Source organism: Mycobacterium colombiense (genome assembly GCF_003284975.1).
GTDB lineage: Bacteria > Actinomycetota > Actinomycetes > Mycobacteriales > Mycobacteriaceae > Mycobacterium > Mycobacterium europaeum_A.
Genome location: NZ_QMEU01000094.1, coordinates 1 through 17,566, shown reverse-complemented (window position 1 = coordinate 17,566; position 17,566 = coordinate 1). Strand labels below are relative to the sequence as shown.

The following is a 17,566-nucleotide window of genomic DNA, read 5'->3' as shown; positions in this document are numbered from 1 at the left end:
TTGGCCAGCGTGACCGCAATCGGGGCGGTCGCGGACAGACCCGCGGCCGTCGCCGCCGCGACCGCCGGCCAATCCATGCACCAGATCGCCAAAACCCTTGAACCAGAGTGGGTTACCATGGCATTACCCGGCTCGCGCAGGAGACGTCACCCGTCGTCCAGCGCACGTCCCGCTGACCTGCAGCCGCACCCCGCCGATCCGGCCGAATCCGGGACGGCCCCCGGCAGTGATCTCATACCCACAGACCCGGGCGGCCAGGCGCGTCGGCGCCCCCTGCCAATCGCCGCCGGTGACCAGCAGGGTGCAGCCCTTGTTACGGGCGCGGGCCACCACCGCCCGCGCCCGGGTCGGCGGCACCCGGCGCCCGCCCAGCCCCAGGACCACCAGGTCCATGCCGTCGACGAGCACCGCGGCCACTTCCACCGGATCGGTGCCGGGATCCGGTATCACCGCGAGCCGGCTCAGATCCGCCCCCATCTCCGCGGCGGCCAGCAACCCGATGTCCGGCTGGCCCACGATTGCGGCGTTGCCACCGGCCGCCGTGACGGCGGCCACCACGCTCAGCAACAGCGACCGGGCACCCGAGAGCACCGCGACCGTTCCCCGCGGCACCGGCACGGGCAGTAGGTCGGCCAGCCACGGCGGGAGGGCCAGCTGGGACTCCGAGTCGGGCAGCAGATCGTCGGCGGGCGCCGCGGCGGCCCCGGCCTTCTTCCCGGCGATGCTCGCCATCCGCCGGCGCAGCGATTCCAGCTGCTCAGCGCGGGTTTCCTGGCGATGGCTGGAGGCAAAAGCCGCGGTCATGACAGCCTCCTAGCACCCCGTCCGGGAAAAGTATTCGAATGTATGTTCGATACATTTCGAAGTAAACACCTGCCCTCCGACAACCGTCAAGCGACGCAAGGGGCAGCGTTATGCGATCGATACTGGTGTGGCTGATGGGTGGCATGTGGCCGCATTTTCGCGGCGGGGGCCTACTCCCATTCGATGGTGCCGGGTGGTTTGCTGGTGATGTCCAGCACCACGCGGTTGACCTCGGCCACCTCGTTGGTGATCCGGGTCGAGATGCGCTCGAGCACCTCGTAGGGAACCCTGGTCCAGTCGGCGGTCATGGCGTCCTCACTGGACACCGGGCGCAGCACGATCGGGTGTCCGTAGGTGCGGCCATCGCCCTGCACGCCGACCGAGCGCACCTCGCCGAGCAGCACCACCGGACACTGCCAGATCAGGGTGTCCAGGCCGGCCGCGGTGAGTTCCTCGCGGGCGATCGAGTCCGCACGCCGTAGCGTGTCCAACCGGGCAGCGGTGACCTCGCCGACGATCCGGATCCCCAGGCCCGGTCCCGGAAAGGGTTGGCGCGCAACGATATCCTCCGGCAGGCCCAACTCGCGGCCGACCGCGCGGACCTCGTCCTTGAACAGCAGCCGCAGCGGCTCGACGAGCGTGAACTTCAGGTCGTCGGGCAGGCCGCCGACGTTGTGGTGGCTCTTGATGTTCGCGGTCCCGCTGCCACCGCCCGATTCCACCACGTCCGGATACAGCGTGCCCTGCACCAGGAAATCGACGTGAGAATCCCCGTCCCCCACGATGTCTCGCACCGCACCCTCGAAGGCCCGGATGAACTGGCGCCCGATGATCTTGCGCTTGCCTTCGGGATTGGTCACGCCCGCGAGTGCGGAGAGAAACGTGTCGGCTGCGTCGACGGTGACCAGGTTGGCCCCGGTGGCGGCGACGAAGTCGCGCTGCACCTGCGCGCGCTCGCCGGCGCGCAGCAGCCCGTGGTCGACGAAGACACAGGTCAGCCGGTCACCGATGGCGCGCTGCACCAGCGCGGCGGCCACCGCGGAATCCACCCCGCCCGACAGTCCGCAGATCGCCCGGCCGTCGCCGATCTGGGCGCGCACCTGCTCGATCAGCACCTCGGCGATGTTGGCGGCCGTCCAGTCCGCGCCCAGACCGGCGAAGTCGTGCAGGAACCGGCTGAGCACCTGCTGGCCGTGCGGGCTGTGCATGACCTCCGGGTGATACTGCACACCGGCCAGGCGCCGGGCCCGGTTTTCGAAGCCGGCCACCGAAGCGCCGGAGCTGCTGGCCACCACCTCGAACCCGTCCGGCGCGGCCGTGACCGCGTCACCGTGGCTCATCCACACCGGCTGCACACTCGGTAATCCCGAATGTAGTTCGCCGCCAAGGACTTTCAGTTCGGTGCGACCGTATTCGCTGGTGCCGGTGTGGGCGACGGTCCCGCCCAGCGCCTGCGCCATCGCCTGAAACCCATAACAGATGCCGAACACCGGCACCCCGAGATCGAACAGCGCCGGGTCGATCTGGGGCGCGCCCTCGGCGTAGACACTGGATGGACCGCCGGAGAGCACCAGCGCCAGCGGGTCGCGGGCCTTGATGTCCTCGACCGTGGCGGTGTGCGGGATGACCTCGGAGAACACCCGCGCCTCGCGGACGCGACGGGCGATCAACTGCGCGTATTGCGCGCCGAAGTCCACGACCAGCACGGGTCGGGCCGGCGCTCCGGACACCTCGGAGATCTCGAGTTCAGGGCTTTCAGTGGGGTCGGCCACGCACGCGAGTCTAGTGGCTGCTCACGCCGCCACCGCCCGACAGGCCTACAGCGCAAACGCAGTGCGGACGGCGCCGACGGCGTCCGCGTCGCCGTGGAACTCGATTCGCCGCCGCGCCGCGGTGCGCTTGGCTTCGTCAGTGCTTAGCCGGGCGGCCACCAGGTCCGCCGCGGCCGCCGTGATCGTCACCGCGGGCTCACCGCGGACACCCGCCAGGCGTCCCTGCGTCATCGCGAATTCGAAACGGCGGCCGTCGATCTCGACCCGGCAGGTCGTCTCCACACCGGCGGCCCGGTCCGACTGGAAGCCCAGCAGGATTCCGGCCAAGAAGCCGTTGAGCGGCGACACCGGCCCGTCGCCGATCGGGTCCAGGTGGTCCAGCCCGAACCACGCGATGCTCTGTAGCACCGGCAGCACGCGCTGCCAGCCCAGGTCGCTGAGGGTGTAGACGGTGCGACCGATCGGTGCCGGCAGGTCGGCGCGGTCGACCAGCCCGGCATGTGTGAGCTCCTTGAGCCGCTCGGCGAGCAGATTCGTTGCGATGCCGGGCAGTTCGGCCCGCAGGTCACCGTAACGGCGGGCGCCGCCGACCAGCTCGCGCAGGATCAGCAGGGTCCACCGCTCGCCCAGGACGTCGAGCCCGCGGGCGATCGGGCAGTTCTGGTTGTAGTTCCTGCGGGACGCCACCATGCCACCCTACCTGGTGCTAGACATATTTTTCAACTTATTACTTGATTTGTTTGTCTGGCAGATTTATTGTCTTGTCCATGCGCACCGACCCAGCCTTTCGCAACCACCCCATCGCCGCGCTCGCCGTCATCTGCCTGGGTGTCTTCGTCATCAGCGTCGACGCCACCATCGTCAACGTCGCGCTGCCCACGCTGTCGCGCGAACTCGGCGCCGACACCGCACAGCTGCAATGGATCGTCGACGCCTACACGCTGGTGATGTCCGGGCTGCTGCTCTCGGCGGGCAGCCTGTCCGACCGCTACGGCAGGCGGGGCTGGCTGAATTCCGGGCTGGCGCTGTTCGCCGTCACATCCGCGATTGCCGCACAGACCAATTCGGCCGAGGCGTTGATCGCCGCGCGGGCGGCCATGGGGGTGGGCGCCGCGGTGATCTTCCCGACCACGCTGGGACTGATCACCAACATCTTCACCGATCCGGTGCCGCGCGCCAAGGCGATCGGACTGTGGGCGGCCATGGTCGGTGTCGGCGTGGCCGTCGGCCCGATCAGCGGCGGCTGGCTGCTCGAAAACTTCTGGTGGGGCTCGATTTTCATGGTGAACATTCCGATCGCCGCGCTGGCCATCGTCGGTGGTGTGCTGGTCGTCCCGACCTCACGCGACCCGGCGGCGCCGCCGGTCGACGTCGGCGGGCTCATCCTGTCCGCGATCGGGGTCACTGCGCTGGTCTACACGGTCATCGAGGCGCCCACGTGGGGGTGGACCGACGGCCGGACCGCGGCCGGATTCGCCCTCGCCGCAGCCGTTCTCGCCGGATTTGCCCGCTGGGAACGGCGCAGCGCCCATCCGATGCTCGACGTCTCGCTGTTCGCCAACCGCCGGTTCGCCGGCGGCAGCCTCGCGGTGACCGCCGGGTTTCTCACCCTGTTCGGTTTCATCTTCGTCATCACCCAGTACTTCCAATTCATCAAGGACTACACGGCATTTCAGGCCGGCGTGCGGTTGCTGCCGGTCGCCGCCTCGATCGCGCTGGCCAGCATCGTCGGACCCCGGCTGGTCGAACGCGTCGGCACCACCGCCGTCGTCGCCGCCGGTCTGGCCGTGTTCGCCGCCGGGCTGGCCTGGGCGTCCACCGCCGACGCCGCCACGCCCTACCTCCAGATCGCCGCGCAGATGCTGCTGCTCGGCGGGGGCCTGGGCCTGACCTTTTCGCCGGCCACCGAGGCGATCATGGGATCGCTGGCCGCCGACAAGGCCGGTGTCGGCTCGGCCGTCAATGACACCACCCGCGAGCTCGGCGGCACGCTCGGAGTGGCCATCGCCGGCAGCATCTTCGCGTCCGTGTATTCCGGGCACCTTGACGCGGCCCCCCTGACGGGCTTGCCCGCCGACGCGATGCGCCACTCAATGGCCCTGGCGCACACGGTGATCCAGCGGCTACCCGCACACCAAGCGGGGCAGGTGCGCGCCGTCGTGGATCGCGCGTTCCTGGACGGGCTGCAGGTCAGCTCGCTGGTCTGCGCGGGCATCGCGCTGGGCGCGGCGATCGTCGTCGGCTGGCTTCTCCCGGCCAGGCAACCGGCGCCTCAACAGGAAAGGACACTCCGATGAAAAGTCGAATATTGGTCACCGGCGCCACCGGAAAGATCGGCGGCGCGGTCGCCGCACAGCTGCTGGAAAAGGGCGTCAGAACCAGGGCCATGGTGCACCGCGAGGACGCGCGCAGCACCCGGTTGCGGGAGATGGGCGCCGAGGTCGTCGTCGCCGATATGTTTGACATCCAAGAGGTTATGGGTGCGATGGCCGGGATCGACCGGCTCTATTTCAACCCTCCCTATCATCCGCACGCGCTCGACAGCGCGGTTGCCTTCGCCGTGGCCGCCCGGCGCGCAGGCGTGGAAGCGGTGGTGGCGCTTGGCCAATGGCTGGCCAGCCCGGAGCATCCGTCGCTGATGACGAGACAGGCCTGGCTGACCGACAAGTTGTTCGAGTTGCTGCCCGACACGGCGCACGTAGCCGTCGATCCGGGTTACTTTGCCGACAACTACCTGCAGCTGGTCCCCCTGGCCGCCCAGCTGGGAGTGTTGCCGACACCGACCGGGGTGGGCCGAAACGCGCCGCCCTCCAACGAAGACATCGCGCGGGTCGCCGTCGGCGCGCTGCTCGACCCCCATCGTCACGACGGGCGCGCCTACCGGCCCACGGGACCGACGCTGCTCTCGGGGGCCGAGATCGCCGACGCGATCGGTGCAGCGTTGGGCAGGCGGGTGCGTCACATCGACGTTCCGCCGTGGATGTTCATGCGCGCCGTGCGCGTCAACGCCAAACGGCTCGGCGCCGATGGGTTCTTCCAGTCCAGCTTGCGTCACTACCTTCCCGAGCACGGCCAGGGAACTTGGGAGGTGGGCGCGCCGACCACACACGTCCGCGATGTCGCCGGCGTCGAGCCCGAGGACTTCCTCACCATCGCGCGCCGCTATGCCACCGGTCCGGAATCTCGCCGTACCGCAGGCAATTTCATGCGACAGCTGGGCAACTTTATGTTGATCGCGCTGACACCGATGCGCCGGCTGGACAAGTTCGACCGGACCCAACAACACCCGCAGCCCGCTCATCCGCGGCTGTCCGGCCAGTCCCCGGTATGGCGCAGTGAGCATGGCGTCGCGCACCGCAATCCCGTTGTCCTGAACGCCGCTGGAGAAAGGATCGGAACACGATGAGTACCGCACAAGGCAGCACGTACGTCTTGGGCCATGCCGACGCGGAGGTGCAGCGGCTCCTCCTGCAGGGCCGGCTCTACGACCACCACACCGAGCACGCGCTGCGACTGGCCGGGCTGCGGCCGGGCATGCGCGTGCTCGACATCGGGTCCGGACCCGGCGACGTGTCGTTCGTCGCCGCCCGGCTGGTCGGTCCGACCGGGACCGTCCTCGGCGTCGACGCCGCGGCCGCGATGGTCGAGCTCGCACGCGCCCGCGCCCTCGAACATGGCTTGCGCACAGTGCATTTCACCCAGGCCGCGGTCGACACCATCGTGCCGGACGAACCGGTGGACGCGGTCATCGGCCGGTTGATCCTGATGCACCTGCCGGACCCGGCAGCCACGTTGCGGCGCCTCAGCTCGTTCGTACGCCCCGGCGGCGTTGTCGCGTTCTCGGAGAACGACATCACCGGTGCGCACGGCGTTCCGGACACGCCGCTGTTCCGGCGCGTGACGGGCGGAATCGTTCGCGCCTTCGAGGACATGGGGCTCAGCCCGCGATTCGGCACCACGCTGCACACGATCTTCGCCGATGCCGGCCTGGGCGCTCCGCGGCTGACCCTCGGCACGCCGATCGGCACGGCCGCCGACACCGACATCCTGGCCTACCTCGCGGAAGTCTGGCGGCTGGTGTCCCCCATTGCCGAACAAGGGGGCTTCGCCATCGACGAACTCGCCGACATCGACGAGTTCGTGCCGCGGTTCCGTCAGGAGGCGCAGGCGGTCAACGCTCTCATCGCGATGCCGCCCATCATCACCGCGTGGGCTCAGGTGCAGAAATGAACGACACCGTCCAGGCCCAGTACTCGACCGGCCTGTCGCGGCCAAACATCGAACGGGCGCTGATCGACGCCGGGAAGGACCTCGACGGCCTTCGACCCGCCGACCTGGCCCTGCTGGAGGACTTCCACACCATCGGCCGCATCGCCACCGCGCAGTTGGTGGAGCTGGCCGCGATCACACCCGCAAGCCGGGTGCTCGACGCCGGTGGCGGGGTCGGCGGCACGGCCCGCTACGTCGCCGACCGCTACGGCTGCCGGGTCACCGCCGTGGACCTCACCGAGGAGTACTGCGAGACGAACGACTGGCTCAACCGGCTCGTCGGTCTCGACGGCCTCATCGCGGTTCGCCAGGCGGACGTCACCGAACTCCCCTTCGCCGACGACACTTTCGACGTCGCGATCAGCCAGCACGTCCAGATGAACGTCGCCGGCAAGGCGCGGCTTTACGCCGAGGCGCGCCGCGTCCTCACTCCCGGTGGTCGGCTTGCGTTGTGGGACTTGACCATTGGCGACGGCCGCGCACTCGACTTCCCGTTGCCCTGGGCCGACACCGCCGCCAGCAGCCACCTGGTGACTCCCGGCGAGCTGCGCACCCTGGTCACCTCCGCGGGATTGGTGGTGCAGCACTGGAACGACCTCACCGAGACCGCGAGCTCGCTCATGCAGGCGTTGCTGGCCCAGCCACCTCAGCCGTTGGGCCTGCACGCCTTCGTCCCCGACTTCGACCGCAAGGCCGAAAACCTCACCCGGGCGCTGGCCGATGGGCGCCTGCGCGCGATCCAGGGCGTCGCAGTGGCAAAAGACCGCTGATCCCTGGCGACACGCATGGCGGGCATGGTGAAGTGGGTATCGCTTAAGCCAGTTCCCGAGACCAGAGAGCGAGGTCCGCCGTTGAGTTCAGCGCTGGGTCTGCCGGAGGAGGTGCGTGCCTGTCTGTTCGACCTCGATGGCGTGCTCACCGACACCGCGAGTGTGCACACCAAGGCCTGGAAGGCCATGTTCGACGCCTACCTGTCCGACCGGGCCAAGCGCACCGGTGACGAGTTCGTCCCCTTCGACGCGGCCGCCGACTACCGCGAATACGTCGACGGCAAGAAGCGCGAGGACGGCGTCCGGTCCTTTCTGGAAAGCCGCGACATCCACCTGCCCGACGGCAGCCCCGACGACCCGGATGACGCCGAGACGATCTACGGCCTGGGCAACCGCAAGAACGAGATGTTCCAGAAGGTCCTCAAGGAGGACGGCGTCAAGGTGTTCGACGGGTCCCGCCGCTACCTCGAGGCGGTGTCGGCCGCGGGCTTGGAAATCGCGGTGGTGTCGTCCAGCGCCAACACCCGCGACGTCCTCGAGATCACCGGCCTGGACCGGTTCGTGCAGCAGCGGGTGGACGGCATCACCCTGCGCGACGAACACATCGCCGGCAAGCCGGCCCCCGACTCCTACCTGCGCGGGGCGCAACTGCTCGACGTCGACGCCGCAGCGGCGGCGGTGTTCGAAGACGCAATATCCGGCGTGGCGGCCGGCCGGGCCGGTAACTTCGGGTTCGTGGTGGGCGTCGACCGGGTGGGCCAGGCAGAGGAACTGCGCCGCAACGGCGCCGACGTGGTGGTCACCGACCTCGCCGAGCTGCTGCGCTCATGATCACCGACGAATCGTTTCCCGTTGACCCCTGGCACGTGCGCGAGACAAAGCTCGATCTGAACCTGCTCGCGCAATCGGAATCCCTGTTCACCCTGTCCAACGGGCACATCGGGCTGCGCGGCAACCTCGACGAGGGGGAGCCCTATGGTCTGCCGGGCACCTACCTGAACTCCTTCTACGAGAAGCGGCCGCTGCCCTACGCCGAGGCCGGCTACGGCTACCCGGAAGCCGGCCAGACGCTCATCGACGTCACTAACGGCAAAATCATCCGGCTGCTGGTCGAGGACGAGCCGTTCGACGTCCGCTACGGCGAGGTGCTGTGCCACGAACGGGATCTGGACCTGCGCGCCGGAACGATGACCCGCAGCGCGCACTGGTGCTCGCCGGCCGGCAAGCAGGTCAAGGTGGTCTCCACCCGGCTGGTGTCATTGGCCCAGCGCGGCCTCGCCGCCATCGAGTACTGCGTGGAAGCGGTCGACGAGTTCGTCCGGGTGACGGTGCAGTCCGAGCTGGTTACCAACGAGGACCAACCGGAGACCTCCGGCGACCCGCGGGTGTCGGCCATCCTGGAAAACCCGCTCGAAGAGGTCGACCACGAACGCACCGACACCGGCGCGGTTCTCATGCACCGAACGCGCAGCAGCGCGCTGATGATGGCCGCCGGTATGGATCACGAGGTCGACGTTCCCGGGCGCGTCGAGGTCACCACCGATGCGCGCGCCGACCTGGCGCGGACAACGGTGATCTGTGGACTGCGCGCGGGACAGAAGCTGCGCATCGTCAAATACGTGGCGTACGGCTGGTCGAGCATGCGCTCGCGCCCGGCGCTGCGCGACCAGGTGGCCGCGGCGCTGCACAGCGGCCGCTACACCGGGTGGCAGGGGCTGCTGGATTCGCAGCGCGAGTATCTGGACAACTTCTGGGATTGCGCCGACGTCGAGGTCGAGGGCGACCCCGAATCCCAGCAGGCGGTGCGCTTCGGGCTCTTTCACCTGCTGCAGGCCAGCGCCCGCGCCGAACGCCGCGCGATCGCCGCCAAGGGGTTGACCGGTACCGGCTACGACGGCCACGCCTTCTGGGACACCGAGGGCTATGTGTTGCCGGTGCTCACCTACACCGCGCCGCACACGGTCGCCGACGCGCTGCGCTGGCGGGCCTCCACCCTGGATCTGGCCAGGGAGCGGGCGGCCGAATTGGGCCTCGAGGGTGCCGCCTTCCCCTGGCGCACCATCCGCGGCCAAGAATGCTCGGCCTACTGGCCGGCCGGCACGGCCGCCTTCCATATCAACGCCGACATCGCGATGGCCTTCGAGCGTTACCGCGTCGTCACCGGGGACGACGACCTGGAAGCAGATTGCGGGCTGGAGGTGCTGGTCGAGACCGCCCGGCTCTGGCTGTCACTCGGGCATCACGACCGCCATGGCGTCTGGCATCTGGACGGCGTCACCGGCCCCGACGAGTACACCGCGATCGTGCGCGACAACGTCTTCACCAACTTGATGGCCGCGCAGAATTTGCGCATCGCCGCGCAGGCCTGCAATCGGCACCCCGAGGAGGCCAAGGCGATGGGGGTCACCACCGAGGAGCAGGCCGCCTGGCGCGATGCGGCCGATCGCGCCAACATCCCCTACGACGACGGCCTGGGAGTGCATCAGCAGTGTGAAGGCTTCACCACGTTTGCGGAGTGGAACTTCCAGGAGAACCACGCCTACCCGTTGCTGCTGCACGACCCGTACGTGCGCCTGTATCCCGCGCAGGTGATCAAGCAAGCCGACCTGGTGCTGGCGATGCATTGGCAAAGCCACGCGTTCACACCCGAAGAAAAGGCCCGCAACGTCGACTACTACGAGCCGCGCATGGTGCGCGACTCCTCGCTGTCAGCCTGCACCCAGGCGGTGATGTGCGCCGAGGTGGGGCATTTGGAGCTTGCGCACGACTACGCCTATGAGGCCGCCCTGATCGACCTGCGCGACCTGCACCACAACACCCGCGACGGCCTGCACATGGCCTCGTTGGCGGGCGCCTGGACGGCGTTGGTGTCCGGCTTCGGCGGCCTGCGCGACGACCAGGGCATCCTGTCGCTGGATCCTCAACTGCCTGATGGCATTTCGCGGCTACGGTTCCGGCTGCGGTGGCGCGATTTCCGGGTCACGGTCGATGTCAACCACGCCGATGTCACCTACACGCTGCGCGACGGCCCTGGCGGCGAGCTGACCATCCGGCACGCCGGCGAGGACCTCGAGCTGAGCACCGAATCCCCGACGACGGTCGAGGTGCGTCCCCGCAAGCCGCTATTAGCGCCGCCGCAGCAGCCGCCGGGCCGCGAACCGCTGCATCGGCGATCCCTGATCGCGGACTCGGTGCGGGCTCACTGACTATCGGTCGGCCCGAGGATCCGTTGCACCTCGGCGCCGGCCGCTGCACGTATTTCGGCATCCGTCAGCTCCTCAATCCCGGTGGCGGACCGCAGGATCGGGGCGAACAGGCGCCAACCGAACTGCAGCGCAAGGGCATTGGCGACGGCCAGCCGGGCCTTGACGTCGTCGTCGTAGAGCGGCCGCACGACGTCGAGCAGCGTCGCGATGTTGGGAAAGCGCTTCTGTAGCTGGCCGGCGGGATAGCCGTCGAGCACGGTGCGCGCCATCACCCGCATCTGGCGATCTAGGGAACTCTCCAGCACGGCCGCGGGCGCGTCGGCGCTCAGCAGGGCGCTCAAATTGGCGCCCAGGTGATCGAGCACGGCGCCGACCAATTGCTCCTTGGTGCCGAAGTGGCGGAACACCAGTCCGTGGTTGACGTTGGAGCGCGCGGCGATGTCGCGGATGGACGTCGCGGCCGGACCGCGCTCGGCGAACAAATCGGTGGCGGCTTCCAGGATTGCCGCGGCCACCTCCGCGCGCCCGGTGGGCACCTTCCCGCGGCCGGTTGCGGGAGTTGTAGTCATGTGACTACACTACCAAATGTAGTCGATTGACTACACCCGTTTTGAGTCAAGGAACACGAAATGACAGGTCAAATAACCGTCACCAAGCTGGGCAGTCGCATCGGCGCCCGGGTGGACGGGGTTCGCCTCGGCGGCGACCTCGACCAGGACGCGGTCGAGACGATCCGCCGGGCGCTGTTGACCCACAAGGTGATCTTCTTCCGTCACCAGCACCACCTCGACGACTCCGGGCAGCTCGCGTTCGCCGGTCTGCTGGGCACGCCCATCGGGCACCCGGCCGCGTCGGCCCTGGCCGCCCAGCACCTCCCGGTGATCACCCCGATCGACTCCGAGTACGGCAAGGCGAATCGTTGGCACACCGACGTGACGTTCGCCGCCAACTACCCCTCGGCGTCGATCCTGCGTGCGGTCACGCTGCCGGCGTACGGGGGCTCGACGCTGTGGGCCTCGACCGTGGCGGCCTACCAGCAGCTGCCCGAACCCCTCAAATGCCTGGTGGAAAACCTCTGGGCGCTGCACACCAACCGGTACGACTACGTGAGCACCGAAGCGATGAGCGAGGGTCAGCGGGCGTTTCGGCAGGCGTTCGAAAAGCCCGACTTCCGCACCGAGCATCCGGTGGTGCGGGTGCACCCCGAGACCGGCGAACGCACCCTGGTGGCCGGTGACTTCGTGCGCGGCTTCGTCGGCCTGGACAGCCACGAGTCAACCGCACTACTGGAGCTGCTGCAGCGGCGAATCACGGTGCCGGAGAACACTATTCAATGGAACTGGGCGCACGGCGACGTCGCCATGTGGGACAACCGCGCCACCCAGCACCGGGCGGTCGACGACTACGACGACCAGCCCCGGCTGATGCACCGCATCACCCTGATGGGCGACGTCCCGGTCAACGTGCGCGGCGAGCGCAGCCGGGTGGTCAGCGGCGCGCCGCTTCAGGTGCTGGCGAGTTAACTGGCGTCGGCGGTGGAGCTGATGTGATTGCTCGGCAACCAGCGCAGCGCGCCGGGCGCGGTGGCCGGGACGACCGGCGCCTTGGGCGGGATCGGCTCCAGCCGGCGATACGGCTGACCCTGCGCCGGGCGCTGGTCGTCCTCACCGGCGTTCGGCCACAACGAGGCGGCCCGCTCGGCCTGAGCGGTGATTGACAGCGAGGGATTGACGCCCAGGTTGGCCGAGATCGCCGCGCCGTCCACCACGAACAGCGTCGGGTAGCCGTAAACCCGGTGATACGGGTCGATCACCCCATGCTCGGCGTTGTCGCCGATCACGGCGCCGCCGAGGAAGTGCGCGGTCAGCGGGATGTTGAACAGCTCTCCCCAGGTGCCGCCGGCCACGGCGTCGATCTTGTCGGCGATGCGCCGGGTGACCTGATTCCCGACCGGGATCCACGTCGGGTTCGGCTCACCGTGTCCCTGCTTGCTGGTGTACCAGCGGATGCCCAGCCTGCCGCGCTTGGTGTAGGTGGTGATCGAGTTGTCCAGGTGCTGCATCACCAGGGCGATCAGCGTGCGCTCGCTCCACTGACGCACGTTGAGCAACCGCATCATGCGACGCGGATCGTCGCGGGCCTGGTCCAACAGCTGCCTCCAGCGCGGCACGTCGCTGCCTTCGGGGCCGGTCCCGTCGGTCATCAGGGTTTGCAGCAGCCCCATCGCGTTGGAGCCCTTGCCGTAGCGGACCGGCTCGATGTGGGTGTCCGGCGTCGGGTGGATCGACGACGTGATCGCCACCCCGTGCGTCAGGTCGAGGTTCGGGTCGACCTCGAGCTTCCCGGCGCCGACGATGGACTCCGAATTGGTGCGGGTGAGCACGCCCAGCCGATCCGACAGCCGCGGCAGCAGACCCCGATCGCGCATCTTGAACAGCAGATGCTGGGTGCCCCAGGTGCCGGCGGCCAGGATCACCTGCTTCGCCGTGTAGGTGCGCCGGTCGCGGCGCAGCCAACTGCCGGTACGCACGGTGCGAACTTCCCACAGCCCATCGGGACGCTGCTCGAAACGCTTCACCGTGGTCATCGGAATCACCTGCGCCCCAGCGGATTCCGCGAGAGCCAGGTAGTTCTTCAGCAGGGTGTTCTTGGCGCCGTAGCGGCAGCCCGTCATGCAGCAACCACATTCCAGGCAACCGGTGCGCTCCGGCCCGGCGCCCCCGAAGTACGGGTCCGGCACGGTCTTGCCCGGGGCTTTGGTGCCGTCCGGACCGAAGAAGACCCCGACCGGCGTCGGCACAAACGTGTCACCGCAGCCCATCTCGTCCGCGACCTCTTTGACGACCCGGTCCGCGTCGGTGAAGGTCGGGTTCTCCACCACGCCGAGCATCCGCTTGGCCTGCTCGTAGTGCGGCATCAGCTCGTCGCGCCAGTCGGTGATGTGCTTCCACTGCGGGTCGTTGAAGAACGGCTCCGGCGGCACATAGAGGGTGTTCGCGTAGTTCAGCGAGCCCCCGCCCACCCCGGCGCCGGCCAGGATCAACACGTTCTTCAGCGGGTGGATGCGCTGAATCCCGTAGCAACCCAGCCTCGGCGCCCACAAAAATTTCCGCAGATCCCAGGACGTCTCGGCGAAATCCTCGTCGGCGTACCGGCGGCCGGCCTCCAATACGCCGACGCGGTAGCCCTTTTCGGTCAGCCGCAACGCGCTGACGCTGCCCCCGAAACCCGAACCGATAATCAGTACGTCGTAATCCGGCTTCATCGCCCCAGTATGGCCTTACCGGCGGGTAACAAGCCAGCGGCCCTCGCCGGGCTCAGCCCGGTCGCCCGGCTAACTACCGACGGTCAGGCCGACCTTCTGGAACTCCTTGAGGTCGCAATAGCCGGCCTTGGCCATCGACCGGCGCAGGCCGCCGACCAGGTTGAGGCTGCCGAACGGATCGTCGGACGGCCCGTTGAGCACCTGCTGCAACGGCGGGCGCTCACCGACGGCGATCTGCAGCAGCGCCCCGCGCGGCAGCGACGGGTGCGCCGCGGCGGCCGGCCAGAACCAGCCCTCGCCCAGCGCCTCGGCGGACTCGGCCAGCGGCGTGCCCAGCACCACCGCGTCGGCCCCGCAGGCGATGGCCTTCGCCAGCTCGCCGGAGGTGTGGATGTCGCCGTCGGCCAGCACGTGCACGTAGCGGCCGCCGGTCTCGTCGAGGTATTCGCGCCGCGCGGCGGCGGCGTCGGCGATCGCGGTGGCCATCGGCACGCTGATGCCCAGCACCTCGTCGCTGGTGGTCACTCCCCTGGTCGCGCCGTATCCGACGATGACGCCGGCGGCGCCGGTGCGCATCAGGTGCAGTGCGGTGCGGTGGTCCTGCACGCCACCGGCGACCACCGGGACGTCGAGCTCGGAGATGAAGGTCTTGAGGTTCAGCGGTTCACCGGCCCCATCCCTGTCTTGGGCCACCCTCTCGGCCGAGACGATGGTGCCCTGGATGACCAGCAGGTCGATGCCGGCAGCCACCAGCACCGGCGTCAGCGCCTGGGCGTTCTGCGGGCTGACCCGCACGGCGGTGGTGACGCCGGCGTCGCGGATCCGGGCGATCGCGGAGCCCAGCAGGTCCGGGTTCAGCGGGGCCGCGTGGAGCTCCTGCAGCAACCGGATGGCCGCCGAGGGCTCGGGCTCCTTGCTGGCCGCCTCGACGAGCTGGGCGATCTTGGCCTCGACGTCGGCGTGGCGCCCGATCAGTCCCTCGCCGTTGAGCACGCCCAGGCCGCCGAGTTTGCCCAGCTCGATCGCGAACTCCGGCGACACCAGCGCGTCGGTCGGATGCGCCAGCACCGGAATCTCGAACCGGTAGGCGTCCAGCTGCCAGGCGGTCGAGACGTCCTGCGAGGAGCGGGTGCGCCGGGACGCGACGATGCTGACTTCGCTCAGTTCATAGCTGCGACGGGCGACGCGGCCCATCCCGATCTCGACCATCTCCGGCCTCAGCGTGCGTAGTAGTTGGGGGCTTCGACCGTCATGGCGACATCGTGCGGGTGGCTCTCCCGCAGCCCGGCCGCCGTGATCCGGACGAACTGCGCCTGCTGCAGCGCCTCGATGCTCGGCGAGCCGGTGTAGCCCATCGCGGCGCGCAGGCCGCCGGTCAGCTGGTGGATCACCGAGGACAGCGGGCCGCGGAAGGGCACCCGGCCCTCGATGCCCTCAGGCACCAGTTTGTCCTCGGAGAGCGCGTCGTCGGCGAAGTAGCGGTCCTTGGAATACGACTTCCCGCTGCCCGAGCCGCGTCCGGCCATGGCGCCCAGCGACCCCATCCCGCGGTAGCTCTTGAACTGCTTGCCGTTGACGAAGATCAGCTCGCCGGGGGCCTCGGCGGTGCCGGCCAGCAACGAGCCAAGCATGGCCGTCGACGCGCCGGCGGCCAGCGCCTTGGCGATGTCGCCGGAGTACTGCAGGCCGCCGTCGGCGATCACCGGCACGCCCGCCGGGCCGCACGCCGCGACCGCCTCCAGAATCGCGGTGATCTGTGGTGCGCCCACGCCCGCGACCACCCGGGTGGTGCAGATCGAGCCCGGCCCGACGCCCACCTTCACCGCGTCGGCGCCGGCGGCGACCAGGGCCGCGGCGGCCGAGCGGGTGGCGACGTTGCCGCCGATCACCTCGACCTTCTCGCCCACCTCGGCCTTGAGCTTGCCGACCATGTCGAGCACCAGCCGGTTGTGCGCGTGCGCGGTGTCCACGATCAGCACGTCGGCCCCGGCGTCGACCAGCATCATCGCCCGGACCCAGGCGTCACCGCCGACGCCGACGGCGGCGCCGACCAGCAGCCTGCCGTCGCTGTCCTTGGTGGCCAGCGGGTGCTGTTCGGTCTTGACGAAGTCCTTGACGGTGATCAGCCCGGTCAGCCGGCCGTGGCCGTCGACGATGGGCAACTTCTCGATCTTGTGGCGGCGCAACAGCCCCAGCGCCGCATCGGCGGACACGCCCTCCTGCGCGGTGATCAGCGGGGCCTTGGTCATCACCTCGGCCACCTTCTTGGTCTGGTCGACCTCGAACCGCATGTCGCGGTTGGTGATGATGCCCACCAGCGCGCCCGACTCATCGACCACCGGCAGGCCGGAGATGCGGAACCGCGCGCACATCGCGTCGACCTGGGCCAGGGTGTTGTCCGGGCGGCAGGTGACCGGGTCGGTGACCATGCCGGCCTCCGAGCGTTTGACCATCTCGACCTGGCCGGCCTGCTCGGCCACCGGCAGGTTGCGGTGCAGCACACCCATGCCGCCGGCCCGGGCCATCGCGATGGCCATCCGCGACTCGGTGACCGTGTCCATCGCCGAGCTGACCAGCGGCACTTTGAGCCTGATCTTCTTGGTGAGCTGGCTGGAGGTGTCCGCGGTGGCGGGCACCACGTCGGAGGCCGCCGGCAGCAGCAAGACGTCGTCGAACGTCAGCCCGAGCATGGCGATCTTGTGCGGGTTGTCGCCCCCGGTGGGCACCGGGTCGTCGACCAGGCCACCCACCCGCACATACGCACTGCCGACGAGGTCAGAGCTGTCTTCCAGGTGGGACGTGCCACGGGTCATCAGAGGGGCCCTCCATACGATGCGGCGTGAGAGACCCATCCTATCGGCTCGCTCGTCCCTGCCGTCCGCTTGCTCGGGCGCGCCGCGCGCACCAAACGGCGCGACGGAACCATCCGGCATGGCGGGTAGCCGCCTGCTGGCGTTATCCGGGGCGGGCTGCGTAGGCTAGAGGCGTGCGCGACCACCTCCCACCGGGTTTGCCGCCCGACCCTTTCGCCGACGACCCCTGTGATCCGTCGGCGGCCCTGGAAGCCGTCGAGCCAGGCCAGCCCCTGGATCAACAAGAGCGAATGGCCGTCGAGGCCGACCTCGCCGATCTGGCCGTGTACGAAGCGCTGCTGGCGCACAAGGGTATTCGCGGGCTGGTGGTCTGCTGCGACGAATGTCAGCAGGATCATTACCACGACTGGGACATGCTGCGGGCCAACCTGCTGCAGCTGCTGATCGACGGCACTGTGCGCCCGCACGAGCCCGCCTATGACCCCGAGCCGGACGCCTACGTCACGTGGGACTACTGCCGCGGGTATGCCGACGCGTCGCTGAACGAAGCGACCTCGGACGCCGACGGTTTCCACCGCCGGCACTGATTTAGCGGCTCATTGATTCGGAATCAGCGGCGCCACCGGCGGTGGCGTCTGGCCGTGATGGTGATGCTTACCCACTGACG

At 69.0% G+C, this 17,566-nt stretch carries 16 protein-coding genes; 8 read left to right on the top strand and 8 right to left on the bottom strand.

The window, feature by feature from the left end:
- The 4 genes from DQP58_RS27255 to DQP58_RS21240 all read right to left on the bottom strand — a co-directional run.
- The coding region (locus DQP58_RS27255) for a hypothetical protein (RefSeq protein ID WP_240630024.1) at nucleotides 1-119 on the bottom strand (119 nt) is incomplete at its 3' end.
- A gap of 4 nt (nucleotides 120-123) precedes the next feature.
- Complete coding sequence (locus tag DQP58_RS21250) at nucleotides 124-804, bottom strand: hypothetical protein (protein ID WP_112710180.1); 681 nt, start codon at nucleotides 802-804, stop codon at nucleotides 124-126.
- Between the two features lie 170 nt (nucleotides 805-974).
- Nucleotides 975-2,543, bottom strand: a complete 1,569-nt coding sequence (gene guaA / locus DQP58_RS21245; protein WP_430916411.1) for a glutamine-hydrolyzing GMP synthase — start codon at nucleotides 2,541-2,543, stop codon at nucleotides 975-977.
- A gap of 78 nt (nucleotides 2,544-2,621) precedes the next feature.
- Nucleotides 2,622-3,266 (bottom strand): winged helix-turn-helix transcriptional regulator, encoded by a 645-nt coding sequence (locus tag DQP58_RS21240; RefSeq protein ID WP_112710179.1) that lies wholly within the window; start codon nucleotides 3,264-3,266, stop codon nucleotides 2,622-2,624.
- Between the two features lie 77 nt (nucleotides 3,267-3,343).
- Between DQP58_RS21240 and DQP58_RS21235 the strand changes: the two genes are divergently transcribed.
- The 6 genes from DQP58_RS21235 to DQP58_RS21210 are packed head-to-tail and all read left to right on the top strand — an operon-like array spanning nucleotide 3,344 to nucleotide 10,821.
- Nucleotides 3,344-4,873, top strand: coding sequence for an MFS transporter (locus tag DQP58_RS21235; RefSeq protein ID WP_112710178.1), 1,530 nt, complete (start codon nucleotides 3,344-3,346; stop codon nucleotides 4,871-4,873).
- Nucleotides 4,870-5,982 (top strand): NmrA family NAD(P)-binding protein, encoded by a 1,113-nt coding sequence (locus DQP58_RS21230; protein ID WP_112710177.1) that lies wholly within the window; start codon nucleotides 4,870-4,872, stop codon nucleotides 5,980-5,982. Before DQP58_RS21235 ends, DQP58_RS21230 begins: the two co-directional genes overlap by 4 nt.
- The gene (locus DQP58_RS21225) at nucleotides 5,979-6,806 is read left to right on the top strand and encodes a class I SAM-dependent methyltransferase (protein ID WP_112710176.1); all 828 of its coding nucleotides are present in this window, start codon (nucleotides 5,979-5,981) and stop codon (nucleotides 6,804-6,806) included. The genes DQP58_RS21230 and DQP58_RS21225 overlap by 4 nt, the downstream gene beginning before the upstream one ends.
- Nucleotides 6,803-7,615, top strand: a complete 813-nt coding sequence (locus DQP58_RS21220; RefSeq protein WP_112710175.1) for a class I SAM-dependent methyltransferase — start codon at nucleotides 6,803-6,805, stop codon at nucleotides 7,613-7,615. The genes DQP58_RS21225 and DQP58_RS21220 overlap by 4 nt, the downstream gene beginning before the upstream one ends.
- A gap of 24 nt (nucleotides 7,616-7,639) precedes the next feature.
- Nucleotides 7,640-8,446 carry a beta-phosphoglucomutase family hydrolase gene (locus DQP58_RS21215; protein ID WP_240630021.1) on the top strand — a complete coding sequence of 269 codons (807 nt, stop codon included), beginning with the start codon at nucleotides 7,640-7,642 and terminating at the stop codon, nucleotides 8,444-8,446.
- The gene (locus DQP58_RS21210; RefSeq protein ID WP_112710173.1) at nucleotides 8,443-10,821 is read left to right on the top strand and encodes a glycoside hydrolase family 65 protein; all 2,379 of its coding nucleotides are present in this window, start codon (nucleotides 8,443-8,445) and stop codon (nucleotides 10,819-10,821) included. Before DQP58_RS21215 ends, DQP58_RS21210 begins: the two co-directional genes overlap by 4 nt.
- Here the strand turns inward: DQP58_RS21210 and DQP58_RS21205 are convergent.
- The gene (locus DQP58_RS21205) at nucleotides 10,815-11,390 is read right to left on the bottom strand and encodes a TetR/AcrR family transcriptional regulator (protein WP_112710172.1); all 576 of its coding nucleotides are present in this window, start codon (nucleotides 11,388-11,390) and stop codon (nucleotides 10,815-10,817) included. The two genes, DQP58_RS21210 and DQP58_RS21205, sit on opposite strands and share 7 nt — an antisense overlap.
- Nucleotides 11,391-11,450: 60 nt before the next feature.
- Between DQP58_RS21205 and DQP58_RS21200 the strand changes: the two genes are divergently transcribed.
- A complete protein-coding gene (locus DQP58_RS21200; protein ID WP_112710171.1) occupies nucleotides 11,451-12,344 on the top strand; it encodes a TauD/TfdA dioxygenase family protein in 894 nt (297 codons plus the stop codon).
- Here DQP58_RS21200 and DQP58_RS21195 read toward each other — a convergent pair.
- The 3 genes from DQP58_RS21195 to guaB all read right to left on the bottom strand — a co-directional run bounded on the left by DQP58_RS21195 (nucleotide 12,341) and on the right by guaB (nucleotide 16,899).
- Nucleotides 12,341-14,086, bottom strand: a complete 1,746-nt coding sequence (locus DQP58_RS21195) for a GMC family oxidoreductase N-terminal domain-containing protein (protein WP_112710170.1) — start codon at nucleotides 14,084-14,086, stop codon at nucleotides 12,341-12,343. The genes DQP58_RS21200 and DQP58_RS21195 overlap by 4 nt on opposite strands.
- Nucleotides 14,087-14,155: 69 nt before the next feature.
- The gene (locus tag DQP58_RS21190; protein ID WP_112710169.1) at nucleotides 14,156-15,295 is read right to left on the bottom strand and encodes a GuaB3 family IMP dehydrogenase-related protein; all 1,140 of its coding nucleotides are present in this window, start codon (nucleotides 15,293-15,295) and stop codon (nucleotides 14,156-14,158) included.
- Nucleotides 15,296-15,303: 8 nt separating this feature from the next.
- Nucleotides 15,304-16,899 carry an IMP dehydrogenase gene (gene guaB / locus DQP58_RS21185; protein ID WP_112710168.1) on the bottom strand — a complete coding sequence of 532 codons (1,596 nt, stop codon included), beginning with the start codon at nucleotides 16,897-16,899 and terminating at the stop codon, nucleotides 15,304-15,306.
- Nucleotides 16,900-17,072: 173 nt separating this feature from the next.
- On the opposite strand from guaB, the gene DQP58_RS21180 reads away from it, so the two are divergent.
- Nucleotides 17,073-17,486: a DUF5319 domain-containing protein gene (locus tag DQP58_RS21180; RefSeq protein WP_007773416.1), complete on the top strand. Its 414-nt coding sequence runs from the start codon at nucleotides 17,073-17,075 to the stop codon at nucleotides 17,484-17,486.
- Nucleotides 17,487-17,566: the final 80 nt, after the last annotated feature.